Annotated in this window: 24 protein-coding genes and 1 other annotated feature; of the genes, 19 read left to right on the top strand and 5 right to left on the bottom strand. The window is 37.2% G+C overall.

Features of this window, described 5'->3' with window-relative positions; genetic code table 11:
- The first annotated feature begins 3 nt into the window (after positions 1 to 3).
- The 16 genes from AAG068_RS19545 to pyrE all read left to right on the top strand — a co-directional run bounded on the left by AAG068_RS19545 (position 4) and on the right by pyrE (position 18299).
- Entirely contained in the window at positions 4 to 771 is a 768-nt protein-coding gene (locus tag AAG068_RS19545; protein WP_342715533.1) for an RNA-binding protein, read from the top strand.
- A gap of 89 nt (positions 772 to 860) precedes the next feature.
- The gene (divIVA, locus tag AAG068_RS19540; protein ID WP_001131611.1) at positions 861 to 1367 is read left to right on the top strand and encodes a septum site-determining protein DivIVA; all 507 of its coding nucleotides are present in this window, start codon (positions 861 to 863) and stop codon (positions 1365 to 1367) included.
- A 51-nt stretch (positions 1368 to 1418) separates the two neighbouring features.
- Positions 1419 to 1643, top strand: a binding site (T-box leader).
- Between the two features lie 71 nt (positions 1644 to 1714).
- Entirely contained in the window at positions 1715 to 4480 is a 2766-nt protein-coding gene (gene ileS2, locus AAG068_RS19535; RefSeq protein ID WP_342715532.1) for an isoleucine--tRNA ligase, read from the top strand.
- A gap of 156 nt (positions 4481 to 4636) precedes the next feature.
- Positions 4637 to 4966: a molecular chaperone DnaK gene (locus AAG068_RS19530; RefSeq protein ID WP_342715531.1), complete on the top strand. Its 330-nt coding sequence runs from the start codon at positions 4637 to 4639 to the stop codon at positions 4964 to 4966.
- A gap of 124 nt (positions 4967 to 5090) precedes the next feature.
- Positions 5091 to 5549, top strand: coding sequence for a lipoprotein signal peptidase LspA (gene lspA, locus AAG068_RS19525; protein WP_001980603.1), 459 nt, complete (start codon positions 5091 to 5093; stop codon positions 5547 to 5549).
- Positions 5550 to 5553: 4 nt separating this feature from the next.
- Positions 5554 to 6462 carry an RluA family pseudouridine synthase gene (locus AAG068_RS19520; RefSeq protein WP_000005838.1) on the top strand — a complete coding sequence of 303 codons (909 nt, stop codon included), beginning with the start codon at positions 5554 to 5556 and terminating at the stop codon, positions 6460 to 6462.
- Positions 6463 to 6664: 202 nt separating this feature from the next.
- On the top strand, positions 6665 to 7207 hold the full coding sequence (pyrR, locus tag AAG068_RS19515) for a bifunctional pyrimidine operon transcriptional regulator/uracil phosphoribosyltransferase (protein WP_001156491.1): 543 nt from the start codon (positions 6665 to 6667) through the stop codon (positions 7205 to 7207).
- Between the two features lie 146 nt (positions 7208 to 7353).
- Positions 7354 to 8637: a uracil permease gene (gene uraA / locus AAG068_RS19510; protein ID WP_342715528.1), complete on the top strand. Its 1284-nt coding sequence runs from the start codon at positions 7354 to 7356 to the stop codon at positions 8635 to 8637.
- A 148-nt stretch (positions 8638 to 8785) separates the two neighbouring features.
- Entirely contained in the window at positions 8786 to 9700 is a 915-nt protein-coding gene (pyrB, locus tag AAG068_RS19505; RefSeq protein WP_342715527.1) for an aspartate carbamoyltransferase, read from the top strand.
- A complete protein-coding gene (gene pyrC / locus AAG068_RS19500; protein ID WP_342715526.1) occupies positions 9684 to 10970 on the top strand; it encodes a dihydroorotase in 1287 nt (428 codons plus the stop codon). The genes pyrB and pyrC overlap by 17 nt, the downstream gene beginning before the upstream one ends.
- A complete protein-coding gene (locus tag AAG068_RS19495) occupies positions 10967 to 12064 on the top strand; it encodes a carbamoyl phosphate synthase small subunit (protein WP_000828682.1) in 1098 nt (365 codons plus the stop codon). Before pyrC ends, AAG068_RS19495 begins: the two co-directional genes overlap by 4 nt.
- The gene (gene carB / locus AAG068_RS19490) at positions 12049 to 15267 is read left to right on the top strand and encodes a carbamoyl-phosphate synthase large subunit (protein WP_342715525.1); all 3219 of its coding nucleotides are present in this window, start codon (positions 12049 to 12051) and stop codon (positions 15265 to 15267) included. The genes AAG068_RS19495 and carB overlap by 16 nt, the downstream gene beginning before the upstream one ends.
- Positions 15264 to 16043 carry a dihydroorotate oxidase B electron transfer subunit gene (gene pyrK, locus AAG068_RS19485; RefSeq protein WP_000983359.1) on the top strand — a complete coding sequence of 260 codons (780 nt, stop codon included), beginning with the start codon at positions 15264 to 15266 and terminating at the stop codon, positions 16041 to 16043. Before carB ends, pyrK begins: the two co-directional genes overlap by 4 nt.
- A complete protein-coding gene (gene pyrD, locus AAG068_RS19480; RefSeq protein ID WP_001081057.1) occupies positions 16040 to 16969 on the top strand; it encodes a dihydroorotate oxidase B catalytic subunit in 930 nt (309 codons plus the stop codon). The genes pyrK and pyrD overlap by 4 nt, the downstream gene beginning before the upstream one ends.
- Positions 16954 to 17670, top strand: coding sequence for an orotidine-5'-phosphate decarboxylase (pyrF, locus tag AAG068_RS19475; RefSeq protein ID WP_342715523.1), 717 nt, complete (start codon positions 16954 to 16956; stop codon positions 17668 to 17670). The genes pyrD and pyrF overlap by 16 nt, the downstream gene beginning before the upstream one ends.
- Positions 17667 to 18299 carry an orotate phosphoribosyltransferase gene (pyrE, locus tag AAG068_RS19470; protein WP_048530575.1) on the top strand — a complete coding sequence of 211 codons (633 nt, stop codon included), beginning with the start codon at positions 17667 to 17669 and terminating at the stop codon, positions 18297 to 18299. Before pyrF ends, pyrE begins: the two co-directional genes overlap by 4 nt.
- A gap of 41 nt (positions 18300 to 18340) precedes the next feature.
- On the opposite strand, the gene AAG068_RS19465 is transcribed toward pyrE, so the two are convergent.
- The 3 genes from AAG068_RS19465 to AAG068_RS19455 all read right to left on the bottom strand — a co-directional run bounded on the left by AAG068_RS19465 (position 18341) and on the right by AAG068_RS19455 (position 20847).
- A complete protein-coding gene (locus tag AAG068_RS19465) occupies positions 18341 to 19018 on the bottom strand; it encodes an HAD family hydrolase (protein WP_342715522.1) in 678 nt (225 codons plus the stop codon).
- Positions 19019 to 19040: 22 nt separating this feature from the next.
- Positions 19041 to 19295 (bottom strand): YbeF family protein, encoded by a 255-nt coding sequence (locus AAG068_RS19460; RefSeq protein ID WP_342715521.1) that lies wholly within the window; start codon positions 19293 to 19295, stop codon positions 19041 to 19043.
- 166 nt (positions 19296 to 19461) lie between these two features.
- The gene (locus AAG068_RS19455; RefSeq protein WP_342715520.1) at positions 19462 to 20847 is read right to left on the bottom strand and encodes a hypothetical protein; all 1386 of its coding nucleotides are present in this window, start codon (positions 20845 to 20847) and stop codon (positions 19462 to 19464) included.
- A 166-nt stretch (positions 20848 to 21013) separates the two neighbouring features.
- Between AAG068_RS19455 and AAG068_RS19450 the strand changes: the two genes are divergently transcribed.
- Together AAG068_RS19450 and AAG068_RS19445 are read left to right on the top strand one after the other, a co-directional pair.
- A complete protein-coding gene (locus AAG068_RS19450) occupies positions 21014 to 21379 on the top strand; it encodes a YoqO family protein (protein ID WP_342715519.1) in 366 nt (121 codons plus the stop codon).
- Positions 21380 to 21394: 15 nt separating this feature from the next.
- A complete protein-coding gene (locus AAG068_RS19445; RefSeq protein ID WP_342715518.1) occupies positions 21395 to 21766 on the top strand; it encodes a YoqO family protein in 372 nt (123 codons plus the stop codon).
- Between the two features lie 40 nt (positions 21767 to 21806).
- On the opposite strand, the gene AAG068_RS19440 is transcribed toward AAG068_RS19445, so the two are convergent.
- The gene (locus AAG068_RS19440) at positions 21807 to 22877 is read right to left on the bottom strand and encodes a M24 family metallopeptidase (RefSeq protein ID WP_342715517.1); all 1071 of its coding nucleotides are present in this window, start codon (positions 22875 to 22877) and stop codon (positions 21807 to 21809) included.
- A gap of 281 nt (positions 22878 to 23158) precedes the next feature.
- Between AAG068_RS19440 and AAG068_RS19435 the strand changes: the two genes are divergently transcribed.
- Positions 23159 to 24322, top strand: a complete 1164-nt coding sequence (locus tag AAG068_RS19435) for a lysozyme inhibitor LprI family protein (RefSeq protein WP_342715516.1) — start codon at positions 23159 to 23161, stop codon at positions 24320 to 24322.
- Positions 24323 to 24373: 51 nt separating this feature from the next.
- On the opposite strand, the gene AAG068_RS19430 is transcribed toward AAG068_RS19435, so the two are convergent.
- Complete coding sequence (locus AAG068_RS19430; RefSeq protein ID WP_342715515.1) at positions 24374 to 26083, bottom strand: Rqc2 family fibronectin-binding protein; 1710 nt, start codon at positions 26081 to 26083, stop codon at positions 24374 to 24376.
- Positions 26084 to 26185: the final 102 nt, after the last annotated feature.

Here is a 26185-nt window from a genome sequence, read left to right as displayed (position 1 = left end):
TGAATGAGCATCTATGAGCATTTCAGACCCGATGAAGAGGTCTTTGTGGATAAGGTGTTAGAGTGGAAGCGGGCGGCAGAGTACCATCAAGTGAAGTTAACAGACTTTCTTGATCCAAGACAACAACAAATTGTCACTATGGTAATAGGGCAAGGAGATGTTGCTGTACAATTTGAAGGTGCAACGCCTCATGCAGAACGCAAAAGAGCACTCATTTATCCGGACTATCTAGTAGTAAATGAAGAGGAATTTCAAGTAGAAGTATTGGAAATTGACTATCCTTCCAAGTTTTATACGCTAGAACATAGGAAAATATTAGGAACATTCATGTCTCTCGGTTTAACGAGAGAAAAATGTGGTGATATTTTGCTTCAAGAAGATCGTGCCCAAATCGTAGTCGCAAAAGAAGTTGTATCTTATATTGAGATGAACTTACAATCTATAGGGAAAGTGAAAGTCTCCTTATCGCCAGTGCAAGGAGAAAAAATTCTACAGATACAAGAAACGTGGGGAGAGAAATCTGGAACGGTTTCTTCACTCCGTTTAGATGTTATGTTAGCTGAAATGTTACATATATCCCGACAGAAAGTACAACCTTTCATAAAAAATGGACTAGTAAAAGTGAATTGGAAAACTGTGGAGCAAACTTCATATGAATGTTATCCAGGAGATGTTTTTTCAGTGAGAGGGTATGGACGAAGTAAATTGTTTTCTGTAGAAGGTAGAACAAAGCGCGACAAATGGAGAATTTTGTATGGTATACTAAAATGATTGGTTTTTTAGAAGGAAATCCTCCTATTTTGTCGAAGAAAAGATATAATTGAAAGAGGAAATTTAGATAACTACTTGGAGGTGGCGTTGTGCCGTTAACACCATTAGATATTCATAACAAAGAATTTGGTCGCGGATTCCGTGGCTATGATGAAGATCAAGTAAATGAGTTTCTTGATCAAATTATCAAAGATTATGAATTAGTCATTCGTGAGAAAAAAGCTTTAGAAGAAAAAGTTGCGCAATTAGAAGGGAAGTTAGATCATTTCTCTAATATTGAAGATACGTTAAACAAATCTATCGTTGTTGCACAAGAAGCAGCAGAGGAAGTAAAACGTAATGCGCAAAAAGAAGCAAAATTAATTGTACGTGAAGCTGAAAAGAATGCAGACCGTATTATTAACGAAGCGTTAGTAAAATCAAGAAAAGTTGCTTTTGATATTGAAGAGCTAAAGAAACAAGCGAAAGTATTCCGCACTCGTTTCCGTATGTTATTAGAAACGCAGCTTGAAATGTTAAACAACGATGATTGGGATAAACTAATTGAGTTAGAAGACGAAGTAGACGAGCTGTTGAAAAAAGAAGAAACAGTGTAAGCTTGACGTTTTTCTCATTATTACATATAATTTTAAACAACATATTTATTAAGAAAAACGAAGATAGGGATAAGTACCTTTTTCATACCTTATATAGCGAACTGAGGATGGTGTAAGCTCAGGATAAGGAGATAATGGGAATATCACCCTGGAGTTCCGCGCTGAACAAATAGAGTAAGCGTAGGCGTATATTCGCGTTAAGAATATAAAGAGGATTGTATACATATGTATAGGATCTACTAGGGTGGTACCGCGGGAGACTTTCTCGTCCCTTTTTGGGATGAGAAGGTCTCTTTTTTATTCCGTTTTTTAAGTATTTCTTTTATACATGTAAGGAGGAATTGAGCATGGAGTACAAAAATACATTACTAATGCCAAAAACAGAGTTCCCAATGCGTGGGAATTTACCAAAACGTGAGCCTGCAATGCAAGAACAGTGGGCTGAAATGAATATTTATGAAAAGGTACAAGAACATACGAAAGGTCGTCCTTTATTCGTACTGCATGATGGACCTCCATATGCGAATGGTGATATTCATATGGGACATGCATTAAATAAGGTATTAAAAGACTTTATCGTTCGTTATAAATCAATGACTGGTTACTGTGCACCATATGTGCCAGGTTGGGATACGCACGGTTTACCAATTGAGCAAGCTTTAACAAATAAAGGTGTAAAGCGTAAAGAAATGACAGTTGCTGAGTTCCGTAAGTTATGTGCAGAGTATGCATATGAACAAGTAGAACGTCAACGTGAGCAATTTAAGCGTTTAGGTGTACGTGCTGATTGGGATAACCCATATATTACTTTAGAGCCAGCTTATGAAGCACAACAAATTAAAGTGTTTGGTGATATGGCGAAAAAAGGTTATATCTATAAAGGACAAAAACCAGTTTACTGGTCTCCAACGAGTGAATCAGCTTTAGCAGAAGCTGAAATTGAATACCAAGATAAAAAATCAGCATCTATTTACGTAGCATTCCCTGTAAAAGACGGAAAGAACGTATTAGAAGGTGATGAGAAATACATTATCTGGACAACAACACCTTGGACATTACCTGCAAACTTAGGTATTTCTGTTCACCCAGAACTTGAATACGCTATTGTAAAAGTAAATGATGAAAAATATATTATTGCTTCTGAACTATTTGAGACAGTTGCAAAAACGTTAGATTGGGAAAATGCTGAAGTTGTGAAAACGGTAAAAGGTAGCGAACTTGAGTATACAGTTGCAAAACATCCATTCTACGAGCGTGATTCATTAGTTATGCTAGGTGATCACGTAACAATAGATGCAGGTACAGGTTGTGTTCATACAGCACCAGGACACGGGGAAGATGACTTCGTTGTTGGTAAAAAGTATGGATTAGAAGTACTTTGCCCAGTTGATGATAAAGGTGTATTAACAAATGAAGCACCTGGATTTGAAGGCTTATTCTATGATAAAGCTAACAAGCCAATTACAGAAAAATTAGAAGAAGTAGGCGCATTACTGAAACTAACATTCATTACGCATTCATATCCACATGATTGGAGAACGAAAAAACCAATTATTTTCCGTGCAACAGCACAGTGGTTTGCATCTATTGAAGCATTCCGTAAAGAGTTATTAGAAGCTGTTGCGGAAACAAAATGGGTACCAGCATGGGGCGAAACTCGTCTTCATAACATGGTTCGTGACCGTGGTGACTGGTGTATTTCTCGTCAGCGTGCATGGGGTGTGCCAATTCCTGTATTCTATGCAGAGAATGGTGATCCAATTATTACGGATGAAACAATTAACCATGTAGCAGATTTATTCCGTGAACACGGTTCTAACGTATGGTTTGAGCGTGAAGCGAAAGATCTATTACCAGAAGGATTTACACATCCAGGTAGCCCAAATGGTGAATTCCGTAAAGAAACAGACATCATGGATGTATGGTTCGACTCAGGTTCTTCTCACCAAGCGGTATTAGAAGAGCGCGATGATTTACAACGCCCAGCTGATTTATATTTAGAAGGATCTGACCAATATCGTGGTTGGTTTAACTCTTCATTATCAACAGCAGTTGCTGTAACAGGTAAAGCTCCATATAAAGGCGTACTAAGCCACGGTTTCGTATTAGATGGTGAAGGGCGTAAAATGAGTAAGTCGATTGGAAACATCGTCGTACCGAAAAAAATTATGGATCAATTAGGCGGAGACATTTTACGTTTATGGGTATCTTCTGTTGACTATCAATCTGACGTACGTATTTCAGATGATATTTTAAAACAAGTAGCAGAAGTGTATCGTAAAATCCGTAATACATTCCGTTTCTTATTAGGAAACTTAGACGACTTTAAGCCGAGTGAAAATACAGTACCTGTAGCTGAACTTCGTGAAGTGGATCGTTACATGTTAGTGAAATTAAATGACTTAATTACAAAAGTAAAAGAAGCATATGAGACATACGACTTCGCTGCTGTATATCATGCAATTCATAATTTCTGTACAATTGATTTAAGTTCATTCTATTTAGACTTTGCAAAAGACATTTTATACATTGAAGGTGCAAACCATGAAGATCGTCGTGCAATTCAAACTGTATTATATGATGTTCTTGTTGCATTGACGAAACTTGTAACACCAATCTTACCGCATACAGCTGATGAAGTATGGCCATACATTCCAGGTGTAACAGAAGAAAGTGTACAATTAACTGATATGCCAGAAGCTGTACAATTAGATGATGCAGAAGCATTAAAAACAAAATGGGATGCATTTATGACATTGCGTGATGACGTATTAAAAGCGTTAGAAGTAGCTCGTAATGAAAAAGTAATCGGTAAGTCATTAAATGCAAGCATTACGCTATATCCAACTGCGGAAATGAAAGATATGTTAGAGTCTATTAACGAAGACTTAAAACAATTATTCATCGTTTCTGAGTACAAACTTGGTGGCATGATGGAAGAAGCGCCAGCAGATGCACCAAAGTATGAGCATACAACGGTTGTTGTTGCTCAAGCAACTGGTGAAACATGTGAACGTTGTTGGGTAGTTTCAGAAACAATTGGTAAAGATGCTGAACATGAAACATTATGTGAGCGTTGTGCAACAGTTGTTAAAGAAAACTATGTAAAATAATAAAAAACTGACTGTGCGTAAGTGCAGTCAGTTTTTTTATTGACGATATATTGAAATAACTTTCACTCTCTTTCCTATGAAGGAAAAATGTGTGTGAGGTAAGCATAGAAATTTCGGACACACTAATCGTACATTGCAGCTGGGAGGAATGTACACGTGAATGAAATCTATATGGAAATTAAAGAAGAATTACAATTGATGCGAAAAGAGTTACAAGAGAGGCTCGCTAAAGAGGTCATGCACAAATATGATACAGAGTTTAGCGAAGAGCTTGGATATGAAATTAAGGAAGAGATAAAGAAAAAACTGTTATTACATGATATAAAAGAGGATTTAAAAGATGTAGAACGTGCATTATTCAAAATGGAAATAGATATGTATGGTATTTGTGAAGAAACAGGGAGAATAATTTCGGTAAAGCAAATGAAGACGATGCCGACTGCTCGTACCATTCATGAATTTTTCTATGAAAAAGTAAATGTATAAATGTGCACAACGATATTATATTACCTTTTTTTAATTTATTTTATTCTTCTATAAAGGTTCATTGTGAAAAGGTTGCAGCTATGCTAAAATTTTGAGGTACACTGTCTTTGTGGGGGAAATGAAAATGATATATTATGTAATAGCGTTATTTGTCATTGCCATCGATCAAATATCGAAATGGCTAATTGTAAAGAACATGGAATTGGGTACGAGCATTCCGATTATCGATAATGTATTATACATAACATCACATCGAAATAGAGGAGCTGCCTGGGGCATTTTAGAAAATAAAATGTGGTTTTTCTACATTATTACAGTTGTCTTTGTAGTATTTATTGTAATGTATATGAAAAAGTACGCAAAAACAGACAAGCTTCTAGGAATTTCATTAGGTCTAATTTTAGGCGGAGCAATTGGTAATTTTATTGATCGTGTATTTAGACAAGAAGTAGTGGATTTCATTCACGTGTATATTTTCTCGTACAACTATCCAGTATTCAATATCGCTGATTCAGCATTATGTATTGGTGTTGTATTAATTATTATTCAAACATTATTAGAAGGCAAGAAAACGAAGGAGTAATTGAATGAGTGAAGTAGTACAAGTAACAGTTGCAGAAGAACAAAAAAATGAGCGGATTGATAAATTCGTTGCAGGAATAAATAATGAATGGTCACGTACACAAGTACAGCAATGGATTAAAGATGACGTTGTGACAGTTAATGGAAAAGCTGTAAAAGGGAATTATAAAGTTAGGGAAAATGATGAAATTACAGTGACGATTCCTGAGCCAGAAGAGTTAGATATTCAACCAGAAGATATGAACTTAGAAATTTATTATGAAGATGCAGATGTACTTGTTGTTAATAAGCCGCGTGGTATGGTTGTACATCCAGCACCAGGTCATACAAGTGGTACACTTGTGAACGGTCTTATGCACCATTGTACAGACTTATCAGGCATTAATGGTGTGATGCGTCCGGGTATCGTACATCGTATTGATAAAGATACGTCTGGTCTATTAATGGTTGCTAAAAATGATATGGCACACGAATCACTTGTAAATCAACTTGTAGCAAAAACAGTAACAAGACGTTACAAAGCGATTGTACACGGTGTTATTCCGCACGATAAGGGAACGATTGATGCTCCGATTGCTCGTGATAAGAAAGAACGCCAAAGTATGACGGTTGATGAAAATGGTAAGCATGCTGTTACGCATTTCCAAGTGTTAGAACGATTCAAAGATTTCACACTTGTAGAATGTCGCTTAGAAACGGGGCGTACACACCAAATTCGTGTTCATATGAAGTATATTGGCTATCCACTTGCAGGAGATCCAAAGTATGGACCGAAGAAAACATTAGACATGAATGGACAAGCACTTCATGCAGGTATTTTAGGATTTGACCATCCTCGCACTGGTGAGTATATTCAGTTTGAGGCACCGATTCCAGAAGTGTTTGAAGATGCATTAAATATTTTACGAAAATAGTATTGACAAATCATAAGAAAACTGAGATACTGACAACAGTTAAATAATGATCCTTTAACACAGCCCCGTGAGGTTGAGAAGGTAACGGTTTGAAATACATAGGGTATGCTGTACCCTTTTTCAAAAGTCCTCTCGCACACGCTGAGAGGACTTTTTTTATACCATTACTCTCACGCAAGAAAAAAGCTTGGAGGTGTAGAGCATGCAAGAGAAAGCTGTCGTTTTAGATGACCAAATGATTCGCCGCGCTTTAACACGAATTAGTCATGAAATCGTGGAACGAAATAAAGGTGTCGATAATTGTGTTCTTGTCGGAATTAAAACTCGTGGAATTTTTATTGCACAACGTTTGGCAGAACGAATTGGTCAAATTGAAGGAAAAGAAATGGAAGTTGGAGAGTTAGACATTACGTTATATCGTGATGATTTAACACTACAATCAAAAAATAAAGAACCACTTGTAAAAGGTTCTGATATCCCTGTAGATATTACGAAGAAAAAAGTTATCCTTGTGGATGATGTATTATATACAGGCAGAACAGTTCGAGCAGCAATGGATGCTCTTATGGATTTAGGTAGACCATCTCAAATCCAACTGGCGGTTCTTGTTGATAGAGGTCATCGTGAACTACCAATTCGCGCTGATTATGTAGGAAAGAACATCCCAACATCAAGTGAAGAGCGTATTGAAGTTGATTTGCAAGAGACAGATCAACAAGATCGAGTAAGCATATACGATAAGTAAAGCCCTTTTAAATGTAGTCCTGTGAGGCTGACAAAGGGTCTTGGCTTTCATATGTCAAATTTGGCATACGAAAGTGTAGGACTCTTTGTGCACAGGCACAAAGAGTTTTTTTATTGCAAAGATTTAAACTGAAGGAGGATGTAACAATGGAACAAAAGCCAGTGTTAGACGTTAATGAAGTACCGAAACCGGGAAAATGGTTATTTTTAAGTATACAACATTTGTTCGCGATGTTTGGATCAACAGTGCTTGTTCCGTTTTTAACAGGATTGAATCCATCAGTAGCATTAATATCAAGTGGATTAGGAACGTTAGCGTTTCTTCTTATAACGAAAGGTCAAGTACCTGCCTATCTAGGATCATCATTCGCCTTTATCGCACCGATTTTAACAGCAAAAACGGCAGGTGGACCGGGAGCAGCAATGCTTGGTGGTTTGCTAGCAGGACTTGTGTACATCTTAATCTCACTCGGAATTAAGAAATCAGGATCAGAGTGGATTATGAAATTACTACCACCAATCGTAGTTGGTCCGGTAGTAATGGTAATCGGTTTAGCTTTAGCACACACAGCAGTTAATATGGCGATGAACGGTGCGGATGGCAAATATAGCTTTACACACTTTTCAGTAGCATTAGTAACATTAGCAATTACAATTATCTGCTCTATATTTGGAAGAGGATTTTTTAGTATCATACCAGTGTTACTTGGCATTATCGGCGGATATATTTTCGCTTATTTCCAAGGGCTAGTAGACTTAAAGCCGGTAGCTGAGGCGAAATGGTTTGTTGTACCAGATTTCACAGTACCATTCGTAACATACACACCAGAGTTTTCATGGAAGATTGTACTCTTGATGGTACCAGTTGCACTAGTAACAATTTCAGAACATATCGGACATCAAATTGTACTAGGAAATGTTATTAAAAGAGATTTGATTGAAAAACCAGGTTTACACCGTTCAATCTTCGGTGATGGAGTAGCAACATTAATTGCATCATTAATCGGTGGACCACCGAATACGACGTATGGTGAAAACATCGGTGTGCTAGCAATTACGAGAGCGTATAGTGTATACTTATTCATCGGTTCAGCAGTGTTCGCAATCATGTTCGGATTTATCGGTAAGATTTCTGCACTGATTCATTCGATCCCAACACCAGTTATGGGTGGTGTATCAATCTTACTATTCGGTGTAATCGCATCAAGTGGATTACGTATGATGGTAGATGATAAAACGGACCTAAGTGACAAACGAAACTTAATGATTGCATCAGTAATACTAGTAATAGGTATTGGTGGAGCGGTACTGCACGTAGGAGAATCGTTCCAAGTAGAAGGAATGGCACTAGCAGCAATTGTAGGTGTACTGTTAAATTTACTACTACCAGAAACGAAACAAATAAAACAATCTAAGCAGATTGCTTCATAATAATAACCTTTTAATTCAGTCCTGTGAGATTGGAAAGGGTGGCTTCTTTCTTGCACCCTAGTCTCACATGACTAGGGTATTTTTATGCAAGGGTTGTTATAAAAATACGAAAGTGGTAACATAAAAATCAGAAAGATGAGGGATGACGATGAGCCATTTGTTAACGATGAGTGAATTATCGGAAGTAGAAATTTCAGAAATCCTAAAAGACGCAGAAGATTTTGCGAATGGGAAAGAGAGCAAAACGACAGAGCAAACTTTTATTGCGAACTTGTTCTTTGAGAATAGTACGAGAACGCGATTTAGCTTTGAAGTTGCTGAGAAGAGATTAGGACTTGATGTTTTAAACTTTTCAGCGGATGCATCTAGCGTACAAAAAGGAGAAACATTATACGATACGATAAGAACACTAGAATCAATCGGAACAAAAGCAGTAGTCATCCGCCACGAGCAAGATCGCTACTTCGATGAACTAAAAGATCAGGTGAATATCCCGATCTTAAACGCTGGAGATGGATGTGGAAACCACCCAACGCAGTGCTTACTCGACCTTCTTACAATTAAACAAGAGTTTGGAAGATTTGAAGGATTGAAGATTGCAATAGTAGGAGATGTTCGTCATAGCCGAGTAGCACGTTCGAATGCAGAAGCATTAACGAAACTGGGTGCAACAATTTACTTTGCAAGTCCAGAAGAGTGGAAAGATGAAGACAACACATTTGGAACATACAAACCATTGGATGAGCTTGTTCCAGAAGTGGATGTAATGATGTTACTTCGTGTACAACATGAGCGTCATGATCATTATGAAACAGACATTATGAAAGAGTATCATGAGAAACACGGATTAACAGTGGAAAGAGAACAGCGTATGAAAGAAGGAAGCATTATTATGCATCCAGCTCCTGTAAACCGAGATGTTGAAATTGCAAGTGAACTTGTTGAGTGTGAGCGTTCACGCATATTTAAACAAATGGAAAATGGAGTTTACGTAAGAATGGCTGTACTAAAACGCGCCTTACCAAATGTATTAGGAGGAATGAAACATGAATTACTTGTTTAAAAATGGTCGTTATATGAATGAAGAAGGAAAAATCGTAGCAACAGATCTTCTCGTACAAGACGGTAAAATCGCTAAGGTAGCAGAAAATATTACGGCAGATAATGCTGAAGTAATCGATGTGAACGGAAAGTTAATCGCACCTGGATTAGTAGATGTACACGTACATCTTCGCGAACCAGGTGGTGAACATAAAGAAACAATTGAAACAGGTACACTAGCAGCAGCAAAAGGTGGATTCACTACAATTTGTGCAATGCCAAATACACGCCCAGTACCAGATTGCAGAGAACATATGCAAGATCTGCAAAATCGTATTAAAGAAAAAGCGCATGTCAATGTACTACCATACGGAGCAATTACAGTACGCCAAGCGGGTTCTGAAATGACAGATTTCGAAACTTTAAAAGAACTTGGAGCATTTGCTTTCACAGATGACGGTGTAGGCGTACAAGATGCTAGCATGATGTTGGCTGCTATGAAGCGTGCAGCGAAATTAAATATGGCAGTAGTTGCGCACTGTGAAGAGAATACTCTTATTAATAAAGGTTGTGTACATGAAGGGAAGTTTTCTGAGAAACACGGATTAAACGGTATCCCATCAGTATGTGAATCTGTACATATCGCAAGGGATATACTGCTTGCTGAAGCGGCAGATTGTCACTATCACGTATGTCACGTAAGTACGAAAGGCTCAGTACGCGTAATTCGCGATGCAAAGCGCGCTGGAATTAAAGTAACAGCAGAGGTAACACCTCATCACTTAGTGTTATGTGAAGATGATATCCCATCAGCTGATCCTAACTTTAAAATGAACCCACCGCTTCGTGGAAAAGAAGATCATGCAGCATTAATTGAAGGTTTATTAGATGGAACGATCGATATGATCGCAACTGATCATGCACCGCATACAGCGGAAGAGAAGGCACAAGGAATTGAAAGAGCACCATTCGGAATTACTGGTTTTGAAACAGCATTCCCACTTCTATACACAAACCTTGTGAAAAAAGGAATTATTACATTAGAGCAATTAATTCAATTCTTAACAGAAAAGCCAGCTGATACATTCGGTTTAGAAGCAGGGCGCCTGAAAGAAGGTAGAACAGCTGATATTACAATCATTGATTTAGAACAAGAAGAAGAGATTGATCCAACAACATTCTTATCAAAAGGGAAAAACACACCATTCGCAGGTTGGAAATGCCAAGGATGGCCGGTAATGACAATCGTTGGTGGTAAGATCGCATGGCAAAAGGAGAGTGCATTAGTATGAAAAGACAACTTATCTTAGAAGATGGAACAGTATTAATTGGAACAGGTTTCGGAGGAGAAATCGAAAAGTCAGGTGAGGTTGTATTTACAACAGGAATGACTGGATATCAAGAAACATTATCTGATCCATCATATTGCGGTCAAATTGTAACATTCACGTACCCATTAATCGGAAACTACGGCATCAACCGAGACGATTTCGAATCGATTCACCCTTCTGTAAATGGTTTAATCGTAAACGAAATTTGTGATCACCCATCAAACTTCCGTAATGAAATTTCGCTAAATGACTACTTAAAAGAAAGAAACATCCCAGGATTAGCAGGGATTGATACGAGAAAATTAACGAGAAAAATTCGTCAATACGGTACATTACGCGGACGTCTTTGTAACATGGATGCAGATGTAGAATACATCGTGAGCCAATTAAAAGCGACAGTATTTACAGATCATGTAAAACGCGTATCAACGAAAGATCCATATCCAAGCCCAGGCCGCGGACATCGCGTTGTACTAGTAGACTTCGGTATGAAACATGGTATTTTACGAGAGTTAAATAAACGTGATTGTGATGTAATTGTAGTTCCTTACAACACAACAGCTGAAGAAATTTTACGCCTTAGCCCAGATGGAATTATGTTAAGTAACGGACCTGGGGATCCAAAAGATGTACCAGAAGCAATTGAAATGTTAAAAGACATTATCGGTAAAGTTCCTTTATTCGGAATTTGCCTAGGACATCAATTGTTCGCTCTAGCATCTGGTGCGAATACAAGTAAGTTGAAATTCGGTCACCGTGGTTTAAACCATCCAGTAAAAAATCTTGCAACTGGAAAAGTAGCAATTACATCTCAAAACCATGGTTACGCAGTAGAAGAAGAATCAGTTGAAAATACAGAACTTGAAATTACACATGTTGCTTTAAATGATGGAACAGTAGAAGGTCTTCGTCATAAGAAGTTCCCAGCATTTACAGTTCAATACCATCCAGAAGCTTCAGCAGGACCAGAAGATGCAAATGATTTATTCGAAGATTTCTTAACAATGATTGAAAACTTCAAGAAAGAAGGGGAAGAGTTATGCCAAAACGCCTAGACATTAACACAATTTTAGTAATCGGATCAGGACCAATTGTAATTGGGCAAGCAGCGGAGTTTGACTACTCTGGAACACAAGCTTGTCAATCTCTTAAAGAGGAAGGTTACAAAGTAATCCTTGTTAACTCTAACCCAGCAACAATTATGACAGACACTGCAACAGCAGATAAAGTATACATTGAGCCTTTAACATTAGAATTCGTAAGCCGAATCATTCGTAAAGAACGTCCAGATGCAATCTTACCAACATTAGGTGGTCAAACAGGTCTAAATATGGCTGTTGAACTTGCAAAATCAGGCGTACTTGATGAGTGCGGAGTTGCAATTTTAGGAACAAAATTATCAGCAATTGAGCAAGCGGAAGATCGTGATTTATTCCGTACATTAATGCAAGATTTAAATGAACCAACACCACCAAGTGAAATCATTCATAACCTTGATGAAGCATATGGCTTTGTAAATGAAATTGGTTATCCAGTAATCGTTCGTCCAGCATTCACATTAGGCGGAACGGGCGGCGGAATTTGCCATAACGAAGAAGAGTTAATTGAAATCGTAACAAGTGGTTTAAAACATAGCCCAGTAACACAATGTTTATTAGAGAAAAGTATCGCTGGCTGTAAAGAAATTGAATACGAAGTAATGCGTGATTCAAATGATAACGCGATTGTAGTATGTAATATGGAAAACATCGATCCAGTTGGTGTTCATACAGGGGATTCAATCGTTGTAGCACCGAGCCAAACGTTAAGCGACCGTGAATACCAAATGTTACGTAACACTTCATTACGAATTATTCGTGCACTAGGAATTGAAGGTGGATGTAACGTTCAGCTTGCACTAGATCCATATAGCTTCCAATACTATGTAATCGAAGTAAACCCACGTGTAAGTCGTTCATCTGCACTAGCATCTAAAGCAACTGGATATCCAATTGCGAAATTAGCAGCGAAAATTGCAGTCGGTTTAACATTAGATGAAATCGTAAACCCAGTAACACAAAAAACGTATGCTTGCTTCGAGCCAGCATTAGACTATGTTGTTTCAAAAATTCCACGCTGGCCATTTGATAAGTTTGAATCAGCGAACAGAACACTTGGAACGCAAATGAAAGCAACTGGTGAAGTTATGTCAATCGGACGTAACTTAGAAGAATCATTATTAAAAGCGGTTCGTTCTTTAGAACTTGGCATTTATCACCTAGAATTAGACCACTTAAAAGAACTTGATAAAGAAACAATGAAAAAACGCATTATTAAAGCAGATGATGAGCGACTGTTTATCGTAGCTGAAGCGATTCGTCAAGGTGTAACGAAAGAAGAAATTAACGAATGGTGTGAAATGGACTTCTTCTTCTTACAAAAAGTTGAAAACATCGTAAATATGGAACGCGAAGTAAAAGCAAATGTAGGAAATATGGAAGTACTACAAACTGCGAAAGAAATGGGCTTCAGCGATCATTACATTGCAGCAGCTTGGAACAAAACGGAGCGCGAAATTTATGATATGCGTAAAGAAAATAATATGACGCCAGTATTCAAAATGGTAGATACTTGTGCGGCAGAGTTTGAATCTGCAACACCGTATTACTACAGCACATACGCTGATGAGAACGAATCAATTGTAACAGATCGTAAGAGTGTAGTAGTTCTAGGATCTGGTCCAATCCGCATTGGTCAAGGTGTTGAGTTTGACTATGCAACAGTTCACTCAGTATGGGCAATTAAAGAAGCTGGATATGAAGCAATTATCATTAACAATAACCCAGAAACTGTTTCAACAGACTTCAGTATTTCTGACAAATTATACTTTGAACCATTAACAATCGAAGATGTAATGCACATCATTGATTTAGAAAAACCAGAAGGTGTTATCGTTCAATTCGGTGGACAAACGGCAATTAACTTAGCGGCGAAATTAGAAGAACATGGTGTGAAGATTTTAGGAACATCACTTGAAGACTTAGACCGTGCAGAAGATCGTGATAAATTCGAAGCTGCTTTAACAAAACTTGGTATCCCACAACCAGTTGGTAAAACAGCAACGACTGTAGAACAAGCGGTAGCAATCGCTGAAGAAATTGGTTACCCAGTATTAGTAAGACCATCTTACGTACTAGGTGGACGTGCGATGGAAATCGTATACCGTCAAGAAGAACTACTGCACTACATGAAAAATGCAGTTAAAGTTCACGCAGATCACCCAGTATTAATCGACCGTTACATGGTTGGTAAAGAAATTGAAGTAGATGCAATTTCAGACGGTGAGAATGTATTCATTCCAGGTATTATGGAACATATTGAACGCGCTGGAGTTCACTCTGGTGACTCAATTGGAGTATATCCACCACAAAGCTTATCTGAAAAATTAAAAGAACAAATTATTGAACATACAATTGCACTTGGAAAAGGATTAAACATTGTTGGATTACTAAATATCCAGTTTGTAGTATTCGAAGATCAAGTGTACGTAATTGAAGTAAATCCACGTGCGAGCCGTACAGTACCATTCTTAAGTAAAATTACTGGTGTACCAATGGCAAACGTTGCAACGAAAGTTATTCTAGGGCAAGACCTAGTAGAGCAAGGATACGGAACGGGCTATCACCCAGAAGAGAAAGAAGTATATGTAAAAGCTCCGGTATTCTCATTCGCGAAACTACGCTCAGTTGATACAACATTAGGACCTGAAATGAAATCAACAGGGGAAGTAATGGGTAAAGATTTAACGCTTGAAAAAGCATTATACAAAGGGCTAGTTGCTTCTGGAATTAACATCCCAACGCACGGATCAGTAATCATTACTGTAGCGGATAAAGATAAAGAAGAGGCGATGGAAATTGCAAAACGTTTCAATGAAATCGGCTATAACTTATTAGCAACAGCTGGAACAGCACAATCGTTAGAAGAGAAAAATATTCCAGTACAAGTTGTAAACAAAATTGATTCTGAAGAATACAACTTACTAGATATTATCCGTCAAGGAAAAGCACAGTTTGTAATCAATACGCTAACAAAAGGTAAACAACCAGCGCGTGATGGTTTCCGCATTCGCCGTGAATCAGTAGAAAATGGTGTAGCTTGCTTAACATCACTTGATACAACGAGAGCAATCTTACGAGTATTAGAATCTATGACATTCTCAGCTCATTCAATGAAAGAAATTACGCAAACAAAGCGTCACGAGGTGGTACATGCATGATGCAAAAGCAAAATATGATCGTCGTTAATCAAAAAGAAATCGCAAAAAACATTTACGAATTAGTGCTTCAAGGAACATTAGTACAGCAAATGAACGAACCAGGGCAGTTTGTACACATTAAGGTAGCAGAGGGCATTGCGCCCCTTCTACGCCGCCCGATTAGTATTTGTAATGTAGATCAAGAGAAGAACGAATTTACAATGCTATACCGTGCGGAAGGACAAGGGACAAAAACATTAGCAACTAGAAAACAAGGGGAAATGGTAGATGTACTAGGACCATTAGGACACGGTTTTCCTGTAGAAGAAGCAGAAGCTGGTCAAACAGCTTTACTCGTAGGCGGGGGAATTGGTGTACCACCACTTTATGAATTATCGCAGCGCCTCGTTGCAAAAGGTGTACGTGTTATTCACATCTTAGGTTTCCAAACGAAAGATGTAGTTTTCTATGAAGAAAAATTTGCAGAGCTTGGTGATACGTACGTTGCGACAGTAGACGGTACACACGGTACAAAAGGATTTGTCACAGATGTAATTGATAATTATGGAATTGACTTTGATATTCTTTATTCATGTGGTCCGTTAGCGATGCTTCGTGCATTAGAAGGACGTTACAAAGAGAAAAAAGCCTATATTTCATTAGAAGAACGTATGGGCTGTGGTATTGGAGCTTGTTTCGCATGTGTATGCCACTTACAAGAAGATCCAAGTGGACATTCTTACAAGAAGGTGTGTAGCGACGGACCAGTATTTCCAATCGGGGAGGTTGTACTATGAACAGATTGCAAGTTGAATTACCGGGATTATCATTAAAAAATCCAATTATACCGGCATCTGGATGCTTTGGATTTGGTCGTGAATATGCACAGTTTTACGATTTAAGTGTACTAGGATCAATCATGATTAAAGCGACGACAGAACAACCACGTTATGGAAATCCGACGCCTCGTGTTGCTGAAACACCGGGCGGCATGTTAAATGCAATCGGACTTCAAAACCCAGGATTAGAAAAAGTAATGAATTCTGAATTACCATGGTTAGAACAATTTGACCTTCCAATCATTGCGAACGTTGCAGGCTCACAAGCTGAGGATTACGTAGCGGTTGCAAAGGAAATTTCTAAAGCGCCTAATGTCCATGCACTAGAATTAAATATTTCTTGTCCGAACGTAAAAACAGGTGGTATCGCCTTTGGTACAAATCCTGAAATTGCTGCTGATTTAACGAAGCGAGTAAAAGAGGTTTCTGAAGTACCTGTATACGTGAAGTTGTCACCGAACGTGGCAAACATTGTGGAAATCGCAAAAGCGATTGAAAATGCAGGTGCCGATGGTTTAACGATGATTAATACATTGCTTGGTATGCGTCTAGATTTAAAAACAGCTAAACCAATTTTAGCAAACCGTACAGGTGGATTATCAGGTCCTGCGATTAAGCCAGTAGCAATTCGTATGGTACATGAAGTAAGCCAAGCGGTTAACATTCCAATTATCGGAATGGGTGGTATTGAAACAGCGGAAGATGTAATTGAATTCTTCTACGCTGGCGCAAGCGCAGTTGCAGTAGGGACAGCGAACTTTATCGATCCGTTCGTATGTCCGACAATTATTGAAGAGTTACCAGCATTACTAGATGAATTAGGATTTGATCACATTTCGGAATGTCAAGGAAGGAGCTGGAAGCAAACATGTCACAGTCGTTAATCGTTGCACTAGATTTTCCAGGGAAACAAGATGTAGAACAATTCTTGCACCACTTTGAAGGAGAAGAGTTATTTGTCAAAGTTGGTATGGAGTTATTTTACAAAGAAGGCCCTGCAATTATTACGTACTTAAAAGAAAAAGGACATAAGATTTTTCTAGATTTAAAACTTCATGATATTCCGAATACAGTAAAAAGCGCTATGTGTAGCCTAGCTAGTCTAGATGTTGATATGGTAAATGTTCATGCTGCTGGGGGAAGCAGTATGATGAAAGCTGCGATTGAGGGATTAGAGGAAGGTAAGCAAGAAGGAAAAGAGAGACCGATTTGTATTGCAGTTACACAACTAACAAGCACTTCGGAAGCTATGATGAAAAAAGAGATCGGCATTGAGAAAACGTTAGAAGAAGCGGTTGCTCATTATGCAAAATTAACGAAAGAAAGTGGACTTGATGGCGTTGTTTGTTCAACGCTTGAAGTTCCAAAATTACGTGAAGTATGCGGAAATGAATTTGTAACAGTAACACCGGGGATTCGTCTTGCAAGCGATGATGTAAATGACCAGGTGCGCGTAGCAACACCGAAACGTGCGAGGGAACTTGGCTCAAGCTACATCGTAGTTGGACGTAGTATTACAAAAGCAGAAAATCCGCTTGAAGCGTATAAAACAGTAAAACAACAGTGGGAAGGTGTAACAGTATGAAAAAAGAAATCGCATCGCATTTATTAGAAATTGGAGCGGTATTTTTACAACCGAATGATCCATTCACATGGTCTTCAGGTATGAAATCACCAATTTATTGTGATAACCGTTTAACTTTATCTTATCCAAAAGTACGTCAAGCGATTGCAGCTGGATTAGAAGAGTTAATTAAAGAGCACTTCCCAACTGTAGAAGTTATTGCAGGAACAGCAACTGCTGGTATTGCGCACGCTGCATGGGTAAGCGATCGTATGGATTTACCAATGTGCTACGTACGTAGTAAAGCAAAAGGTCACGGTAAAGGGAACCAAATCGAAGGAAAAGCTGAAAAAGGTCAAAAAGTAGTAGTAGTAGAAGATTTAATTTCAACTGGCGGTAGTGCAATTACATGCGTAGAAGCACTTCGCGAAGCTGGTTGCGAAGTATTAGGAATCGTATCAATCTTCACATACGAGCTTGAAACAGGCAAAACAAAACTAGAAGCAGCGAACGTAGCATCATACTCTTTAAGCGACTACAGTGCATTAACTGAAGTTGCAGCAGAAAAAGGTATGATTGGACAAGCTGAAACGAAAAAATTACAAGAGTGGCGTAAAAATCCAGCTGACGAAGCTTGGATCACAGCGTAACACGAAAAAAGACGACTGCGGGGGAACGCGGTCGTCTTTTTTTATAGCACTGTTAAAACTTCATGTAAAGAACATATAGTAGGAATATCGTACTTGAGTTGCGATTTATCCCGATTTAACCATATCCCTTGCATCCCAGCTGCTGTACTACTTATCGCATCAGTCTCTAATCGATCACCAATATAATAGCAATCTTTCATTTCAAGATTTGATTGTAATACAGTTCGTTGAAAAATTTGAGAATCTGGTTTTGATATACCAATTTCACTAGAAGTAAATATGTATTTGAAATATTGTAGAATGTTTAGAGCAGTTAACTTTTCGACTTGTTGCTCATATTCACCGTTGCTAATGATACCTAATGAGTGCCCTTCTTGCTGTAAAGTCTGCAATGTATAGTGTACATCTTCAAATGCTGCCCAGTTGTTCTTATATAGTTCTATATATTGATTGAATTTATGCTGAGATTCCTCGGGTGATAAGTTTACTCCATATGTTTTAAATAAATGGTACATTCGCATTCTTTGTTGTTTTTGAAAAGATAATTCTTTGGATAAAAATTTGTTGAAATATTCTTCTGATAATTCATGCCAGACTTTTGTGGCCTCTGATTCATTGCCCGAAAAAATAGTATTATATATTTGAAAAAAATCTATAATACCATTTCTTTCAGCAGTCTCATAATCAAGTAAAGTTCCATCAATATCAAAGAAAATCATATGACAATCTCCTTGCTAACAACTATTTAGTGTTTTCTGCAACCTCATATCCTCTCACAAACAATAGCGTCATATAAGAAACAATAAATGAGAAGATGCTGTACATGCCAACCCAAAAGAAGAATTTTGGAGTGAAGGCGATAACACCTATTATTAAAAAACTAGCAAACGTTACAATCGGCATTACGTAATACGTTTTCGTCTTGCGCGTTCCAATAACAGAAACGATAAAGATAAGTAATGGACAAATTAATAAGACGAAAATCAATTCATTCATAGTTATGTCTCCTTTTCTAATGGAAGTAATCTGTTTCTCGTAAACGTTTTAAAATAAATACTCTCTTAATATAACTTCGCTAACATGTACATAATCCCTTTGGAAAGTCAGTAATAAATGCTGGATCTCACAATAAAAAACGTAAGCAAGAGAAAACTTGCTTACATTATAGAATAAACATTGCAACGATTGTGGTGACAATTAAACCAATTACAACTGGTAAAAAGTTTCGGCGTGCAAGTTCAAATGGATCCACTTTACAAATGGCAGCGGCAGGAATAAGTGCCCAAGGAATTAACGTCCCGCCCCCGGTCCAGATCGCAGCAATTTGCCCGAGTGCTGTTAATGTAGCTGTTCCATGCCCAAGTGCTGTTCCGAAAAGATTGGCAATTGAACCAGCAAGTGATATACCGGAAAAGCCAGATCCATCTAATCCTGTTATGACACCAACGATAGTTAATGTTCCCGCTGATACATATTGATTTAAAGGAACTGTTTGAGACAAAGCGATTCCTAAGTCGTTAATGATTCCATGTGAACCTTTCGGTAAATAGTCCCCGATAATTTTTACAAAACCGCTATCTCCTAAATAAAAGAGTGCAGCAATTGGGATAACTGGGCCAAAGATTTTAAAGCCAAATTGGAGCCCTTCTATAAAATAATCGGTCGTTTTATTTAGTCCATTACCTTTGTAGGCGATGAGGGAAATGATGATAATCATAATAACAGTCGTCCCGCCGATCAGTGCAGTTGCATCGCTTCCTTGTAGTTTAAATTGAATCATGCAAAGAATATCGATGACATATACGATCGGGATGCAAATAGCAAGCCATTTTTTTGTCCGAGGAGATAATGAAGTGAGCGTTTTAGAAGCCACAGTTGATGAAATAGATTCTTGTATGGATAAGCCTGTATGAAATTCTTTTCGTAAGAAGAAAAATGCGACGGAAGTTGTTACAATGCCCATAACAATTACGAGAGGAACACTGGCAGAAACAACGCTGGAAACAGGAAGGCCAGCAGCGTCTGCAGTTAATTTTGGTGCACCTTGAATAACGAAGTCACCAGATAAGGCGATGCCGTGTCCGAATAAATTCATAGCAATGGCAACTCCAATTGGAGGAAGGCCGACGCGTACAGCGACGGGTAATAAAATAGCTCCCATTAAAGCGACAGCTGGAGAAGGCCAAAAGAAGAAAGAAATTGTCATCATTAAAAGGCCGATAATCCAATAGGCGAGGGTAGGGGTACGAATCATTTTTGTAAACGGTGAAATCATCGTGTCATTTATACCAGTATGAACGAGTAGATTGCTCATTGATACGATAATGGAGATGATTAATATAGTTGGTAATAGCTCAGTAATAGCGTAAATGAAACTTTGAAAAATACCGCTAACGGCAAGAGGGATAGAACTTGTAGCAGTTAATGCTAATAAAAAGATAAAAATGATACAAATAATCGTCGTATCTTTACGGAGAATAAAAAAGGTAATAATGGTGAGTAAACAAAGAATATAGAGAGCATGCAACAGCGTTAATTCAACTCCCATAACAGTCACATCCTTTAGGCATTCGTGTAGTTTATTGTATGAAAGCAGTGAAAGTATGTGAGTATAGGAAAAAGAAAAAAATGAAATTTCATGTACTGTAATGGTAAGAATAGTAAATGGATGTTACAATACAATTAATCCTAAAATTGGAATTTAAGGAGGGCTTATGCGCAAAAAAATTGGATTTTGGGGATTCGTTATATCTTGTAGTCTATTAATCATTTTAAACCTGATTACAAACAATGAATGGATCAGTATTATACCTGTTTTCGGGTTTGTATTTATACTTTTATATAACTGGGAAGATATGAAACAATATAGTAAGAAAAGTATCGGAATTATGATAGGTAGTATTGTTGTTTGCTCATTTTTCGTAGGGTTTATTTTAATAGAAGGGCAGAAGCAAATGGAGAAAATGTCTATTTTTCAAGAGTGGATGTCTTCTGCGAAGGGGCTTTATATTGTCATTGTAGTTGTTGTTTTTCTAAGAATTGTTATAAGGATAACAAGTTACATATTAAAGGGAAAGTAGAATGGGGGAGTATGAATGAGAGAGAAAATAGGATATTATGGTGTGCTCGTTTGTTTACTATTATCAGTTATTTTAGGACAATTTCTTAAAAGTGAATGGATACCGCCGATTATATTATGTATAGGAGTATTGATTTTTGCACCTATGTATCGCTGGGGTGAATGGAAAGCATATAGCCGAAAAAAGAAATTTGTTTTCAGCATAGAGTTTGTCATTATCATTAGCGCAATTCCATTTTTGTTATTGAAAGGAAATGAGATCATAGACGGAATTGTAATGTTTCAAGGGTGGTTATTTATTGCGAAATTGCTATATTTAATATGTATTTTAATATCGGTAGCGGTAGTCGCCAAAAAAGTAAATGAAAAGCTATTCGCTAATGAATAAAAAAATGCCACCTTATTCGGTGGCATTTTTTTCTATGATTTCAACAAGGAATAACAATTAGTTCTCGATTTGATTTCGTAATCACTTCATATCCGTCTTTTGTAATGACAATATCATCTTCAATTCTACAACCGCCCCAGTTTGGTATGTAAATACCTGGTTCAACTGTAACGACCATACCTTCTTCTAAAGTAGCTTTACTTTCTTGGGATAGGCGAAGTGGTTCATGAATTTCTAATCCAAGACCATGACCAGTAGAATGTCCAAAATATTGACCGTATCCATGCTCAGTAATGTAGTTTCTCGTTATATCATCGATACGTTTCGCAGTTTCTCCAGGGCTAATTGCTTCAATCCCACGTTTTAACGCTTCAAGTACAATATTGTAGATCTTTTTGAATTCTTCTGATGGTTCCCCGATTGCTACAGTACGTGTTATATCGGAACAATATCCGTCATAAAGTGCACCGAAATCTAATGTAACGATGTCACCTCGTTCGATTATTTTATTTGATGCAACTCCATGTGGAAGAGAAGAACGAACACCAGAGGCTACAATAATTTGAAATGATGAGGATGTAGCCCCTTTTTTTCGCATGAAAAATTCTAACTCATCTCGTACATCATTTTCGCTTATTCCCGGTTTTAAAAATGTAATAATGTGTTGAAATGCCTCGTCAGCGATATTAGCTGCGATTTTCATTATTTCTATTTCGGGCGTGTCTTTAATAATACGAATATTTTCGATGATTTCGCACACTTGAACCATTTCTACATGTATATATTTTTGTAAGTTTTTATATTGTTGCAATGTCATGTTGTTTTCTTCAATTCCGAGTTTTTGAATGTTTAATTTCGATACTTGATTTGCAATTTCTTTTTCCAAATTTCCTTGATGCATAATAATTTCAGCCTCTTTTATTTGTGATTTCGCTTGATCTACATAGCGAAAATCAGTTATAAAAACAGCCTTATCCGCAGAGAGTAAGACGACGCCAGCGCTACCTGTGAAGCCAGTTGCGTATTGGCGATTTTCTTTTTTTGTAATAAGTAACCCGTCAATCCCGTACTTATGTAGTTGTTTTTGGATATTAGTTATTCTTATATTCATTTTAATGCCTCCTTTTTATATTTAATAAAGCAAAAATTGTGCCAGTATACTTATTGACAATAAAAGAGAAGAGGGAGTTTTGTGTCAAAAAAACTAGAAAAATATAAAATGAGGATGTCAGAAATTTATACAGTAATTTAAACTTGCGGATTGTAATCTTTTAATTTTAATATTATATTTTTTTATAAGCGAATGGTGATAATTGGTATAATAAGGGGTCGTTATGTTTTCTTGTAGATAAAGGTACGTAACGAATAAATAGGAATAAGGAATGTGAGTATATGAAGAAATTAAGTAAAGCCATTTCATTTTGCTTCGCTGCTAGTATGCTAGTTGTAACAGGGTGTGAAAAAAGTGAAATCAAAGTTCAAGCAAATGAAACGATTGAACACCTTGATGAAGCGCCAGAAGTGACAGAAAAAGAAGCGAAAAAGATTGTAAGAAAGAGTGTAGATGCAATAGCAAATGTATTTAGTGAGATGGAAAAAGAAAATGGATGGAGTCGAAATAATCCTGGAGATTTAGGTACCGCTAAAAAAGGCGTTAAGGGATTAGTTACAGATAAGTTTGTGGACAGGGAGCTTCCAGGATCGCTTGATACATTTAATAGGTCAAGGGAAACTGATATGTTACCATTTCCGATTCATATTGAGCCGGACGTGAGGACAACTTATTCACAGAAAAAAGATGTTTTAAAGATTGAGACGCTTACTCTTGCAAATGATATGGGGAATGAAGCGGAGATATGGGAATTTGTTTTAGTGTATACCGATGGAAAATGGTTAATGGATAGATGGTCATCAAATACGACAGTAGATTTAAAGTTAACTAAAGAAGAAGCTAAAGAACTTCTTAGAGTACAAGGGTTCAAGAATGTCTCTTTCGTTAGAGAAGAGAATAGTGGAAATAAGAAATATATTTTTAAAGAAAGTAACGGAGTAGTTGCTGTCGACGCCCAAACCTCAGTTATTACACACAATGTAGATGATGAAGAGGAAGAAAAGATAACGAAGAAAGATTATATTCAAGAGCAAAAAACAGTTAAGGGGAATGATTCTAGTACGTATACGAGTTCAAAAAAAGAAACTTCGTCAGCAGTAGGTAAAGCTAAGGTTTTAAATGAATTAGCTGCTCTAGAAAATCAAGAAACACATGCAAATGTTGCGTCAGATAATGACATAGTAAGTGAAATAGAAGGAAATTATGAACTGTGGGATAATAAACTAAATGAAATTTACAGTACATTAAAAAGTACGATGTCAGCTGATGCGTTCCAGTCGTTAAAAACGAAACAAATTGCGTGGGTTAAAGAAAAAGAAAATAAAGTTAAAGCAATTGGTACGGATACAAATAACGGAACGATGAGGCGTATAGAAGCTTCGGAAGAGAAATACAAGATGACAAAAGAAAGATGTTATGAATTAGTGAATGGGTATATGAACTAGTATGAACGAATATAAAAAATGCGTTGCTTACAAGCAACGCATTTTTTATATTTACGCTTTTAATTTCATTACAGTATCAGCATCTGGTGTTACATAAACTGTTTGCTGATTGTCGTACGTAACAAAACCAAGTTTTGCGCCACTCGGTTTTTTGACATGGCGTATTTTGGTGAAATCAACAGGTACGGAGCTAGACTCTTTTGCTTTACTGTAATAGGCAGCAATTTTGGCAGCTTCTAGTAAAGTTTCTTCAGCAGGCTCTAAAGAACGAATGACAACGTGAGAACCAGGTATGTCTTTCGTATGTAACCAAATTTCATCACGGCGGGCAAATTTCGTTGTTAAATAATCATTTTGTTTATTGTTTTTACCAACGAAAATCTCTGTGCCATCACTTGCTACATATTTATCTAATACTGGTTTAGTAGGCTTTTTCTTTGCGTTTTTCGTTTTACGATTGCGCATATAACCTTCTTCAGCTAATTCCTCTCGAATTTCTTCAATATCTTTTGAAGAAGCAGCTTCCATTTGTTGAAGTAAGCTATCAAAATAAAGAATTTCTTCATTTGTTTTTTCGATTTGTTCTTCAACAACAACAACTGAATTTTTCGCTTTTTGATACTTTTGGAAATAGCGTTGCGCATTTTCAGATGGCGTTTTTAAAGGATCTAATGTGATCTTTACAGTTCCGCCATTTTCATCATAATAGTTAACGACCTCAATATCTTTATCACCTTTTTTCAAAGCGTACATGTTAGCTGTAAGTAGTTCTCCAAATAGTTGATATTTATCTGCTTTTCCAGCATCTTGTAATGTTTTTTGTAGTTTAATGAGTTTTTTCTCATTTTTATTTTTTTCGTTTTGCATAAAGCGCTCTAAATCATGGGCTTGCTGTTTTACACGGTCGCGCTCTGCTTTTCCGAAAAAGAAACGGTCTAGCAATTCACTAACAGATGAGAACGTCTTGTTTTCCCCTTGCAAATGTGCAAGAGGGAAAAGGTAGAAAAATTCTTTTCCATTTGAAGTAGTCATCGTTGGTGAATATGTATGAGTTAATAATGGTTTTTGCATGGAGAAAAATGCGTCCGCTAATGCTTTTTCATTTACCATACCAGCTTTTTTTACTACTTCTTTTGCGAATAACGGCGATATTCCCGTAAAGGTGCCGACAAGCTGTTTATCCATGTTTCCAGATAAAAAGTCTAGCGGTCTAATAAATTCCTCATTTGTTTCAATCTGAAGTGGATTAATTTTATGTTGTGCTGGTGGCGCAACATATTCAGCTCCAGCGTATACAGTTCGATGTCGGTTTACGGATAAAGAAACGTGTTTTAAGCTATCTAAAATATTATTTGTTTTTGTGTCTACTAAAATGATGTTACTATGTCGTCCCATTATTTCAATTACTAATGTTTTTAGCGATTCATCACCAATTTCATTTCTGCTTCGCACAGTAATTTGAATAATGCGCTCTAAATCAATTTGTTCAATTTTTTCAATGAATCCACCTTCTAAATGCTTACGAAGAAGCATACAAAACATTGGCGGAAGTGCAGGTGAATCGTAATTTTGATTTGTTAAGTGTAAACGTGCATATGTCGGATGAGCGGAAAGAATCAGTTTTTGATTTTTTCCGTTTGCTCGAATATGTAATAAAATCTCATATTTTGAAGGTTGATATATTTTGGAAATTCTCCCCGTGTAAAGAGAATTTGCAATTTCATGTGTAATTGCTCTTGTAAATAATCCATCGAATGCCATAAAAACACTCCTTTCTAACTAAAAGTTAATTATAGCATTTTTTTGGACGAGGCTGAATAAGCTTTCAATAGAGTATGTCTGGAATCAGGAGGTCGATAGCAG

The sequence above is a fragment of the Bacillus paramycoides genome (assembly GCF_038971285.1).
In the GTDB taxonomy this organism is placed as follows: domain Bacteria; phylum Bacillota; class Bacilli; order Bacillales; family Bacillaceae_G; genus Bacillus_A.
This window is presented reverse-complemented; position numbering and strand designations above follow the sequence as displayed.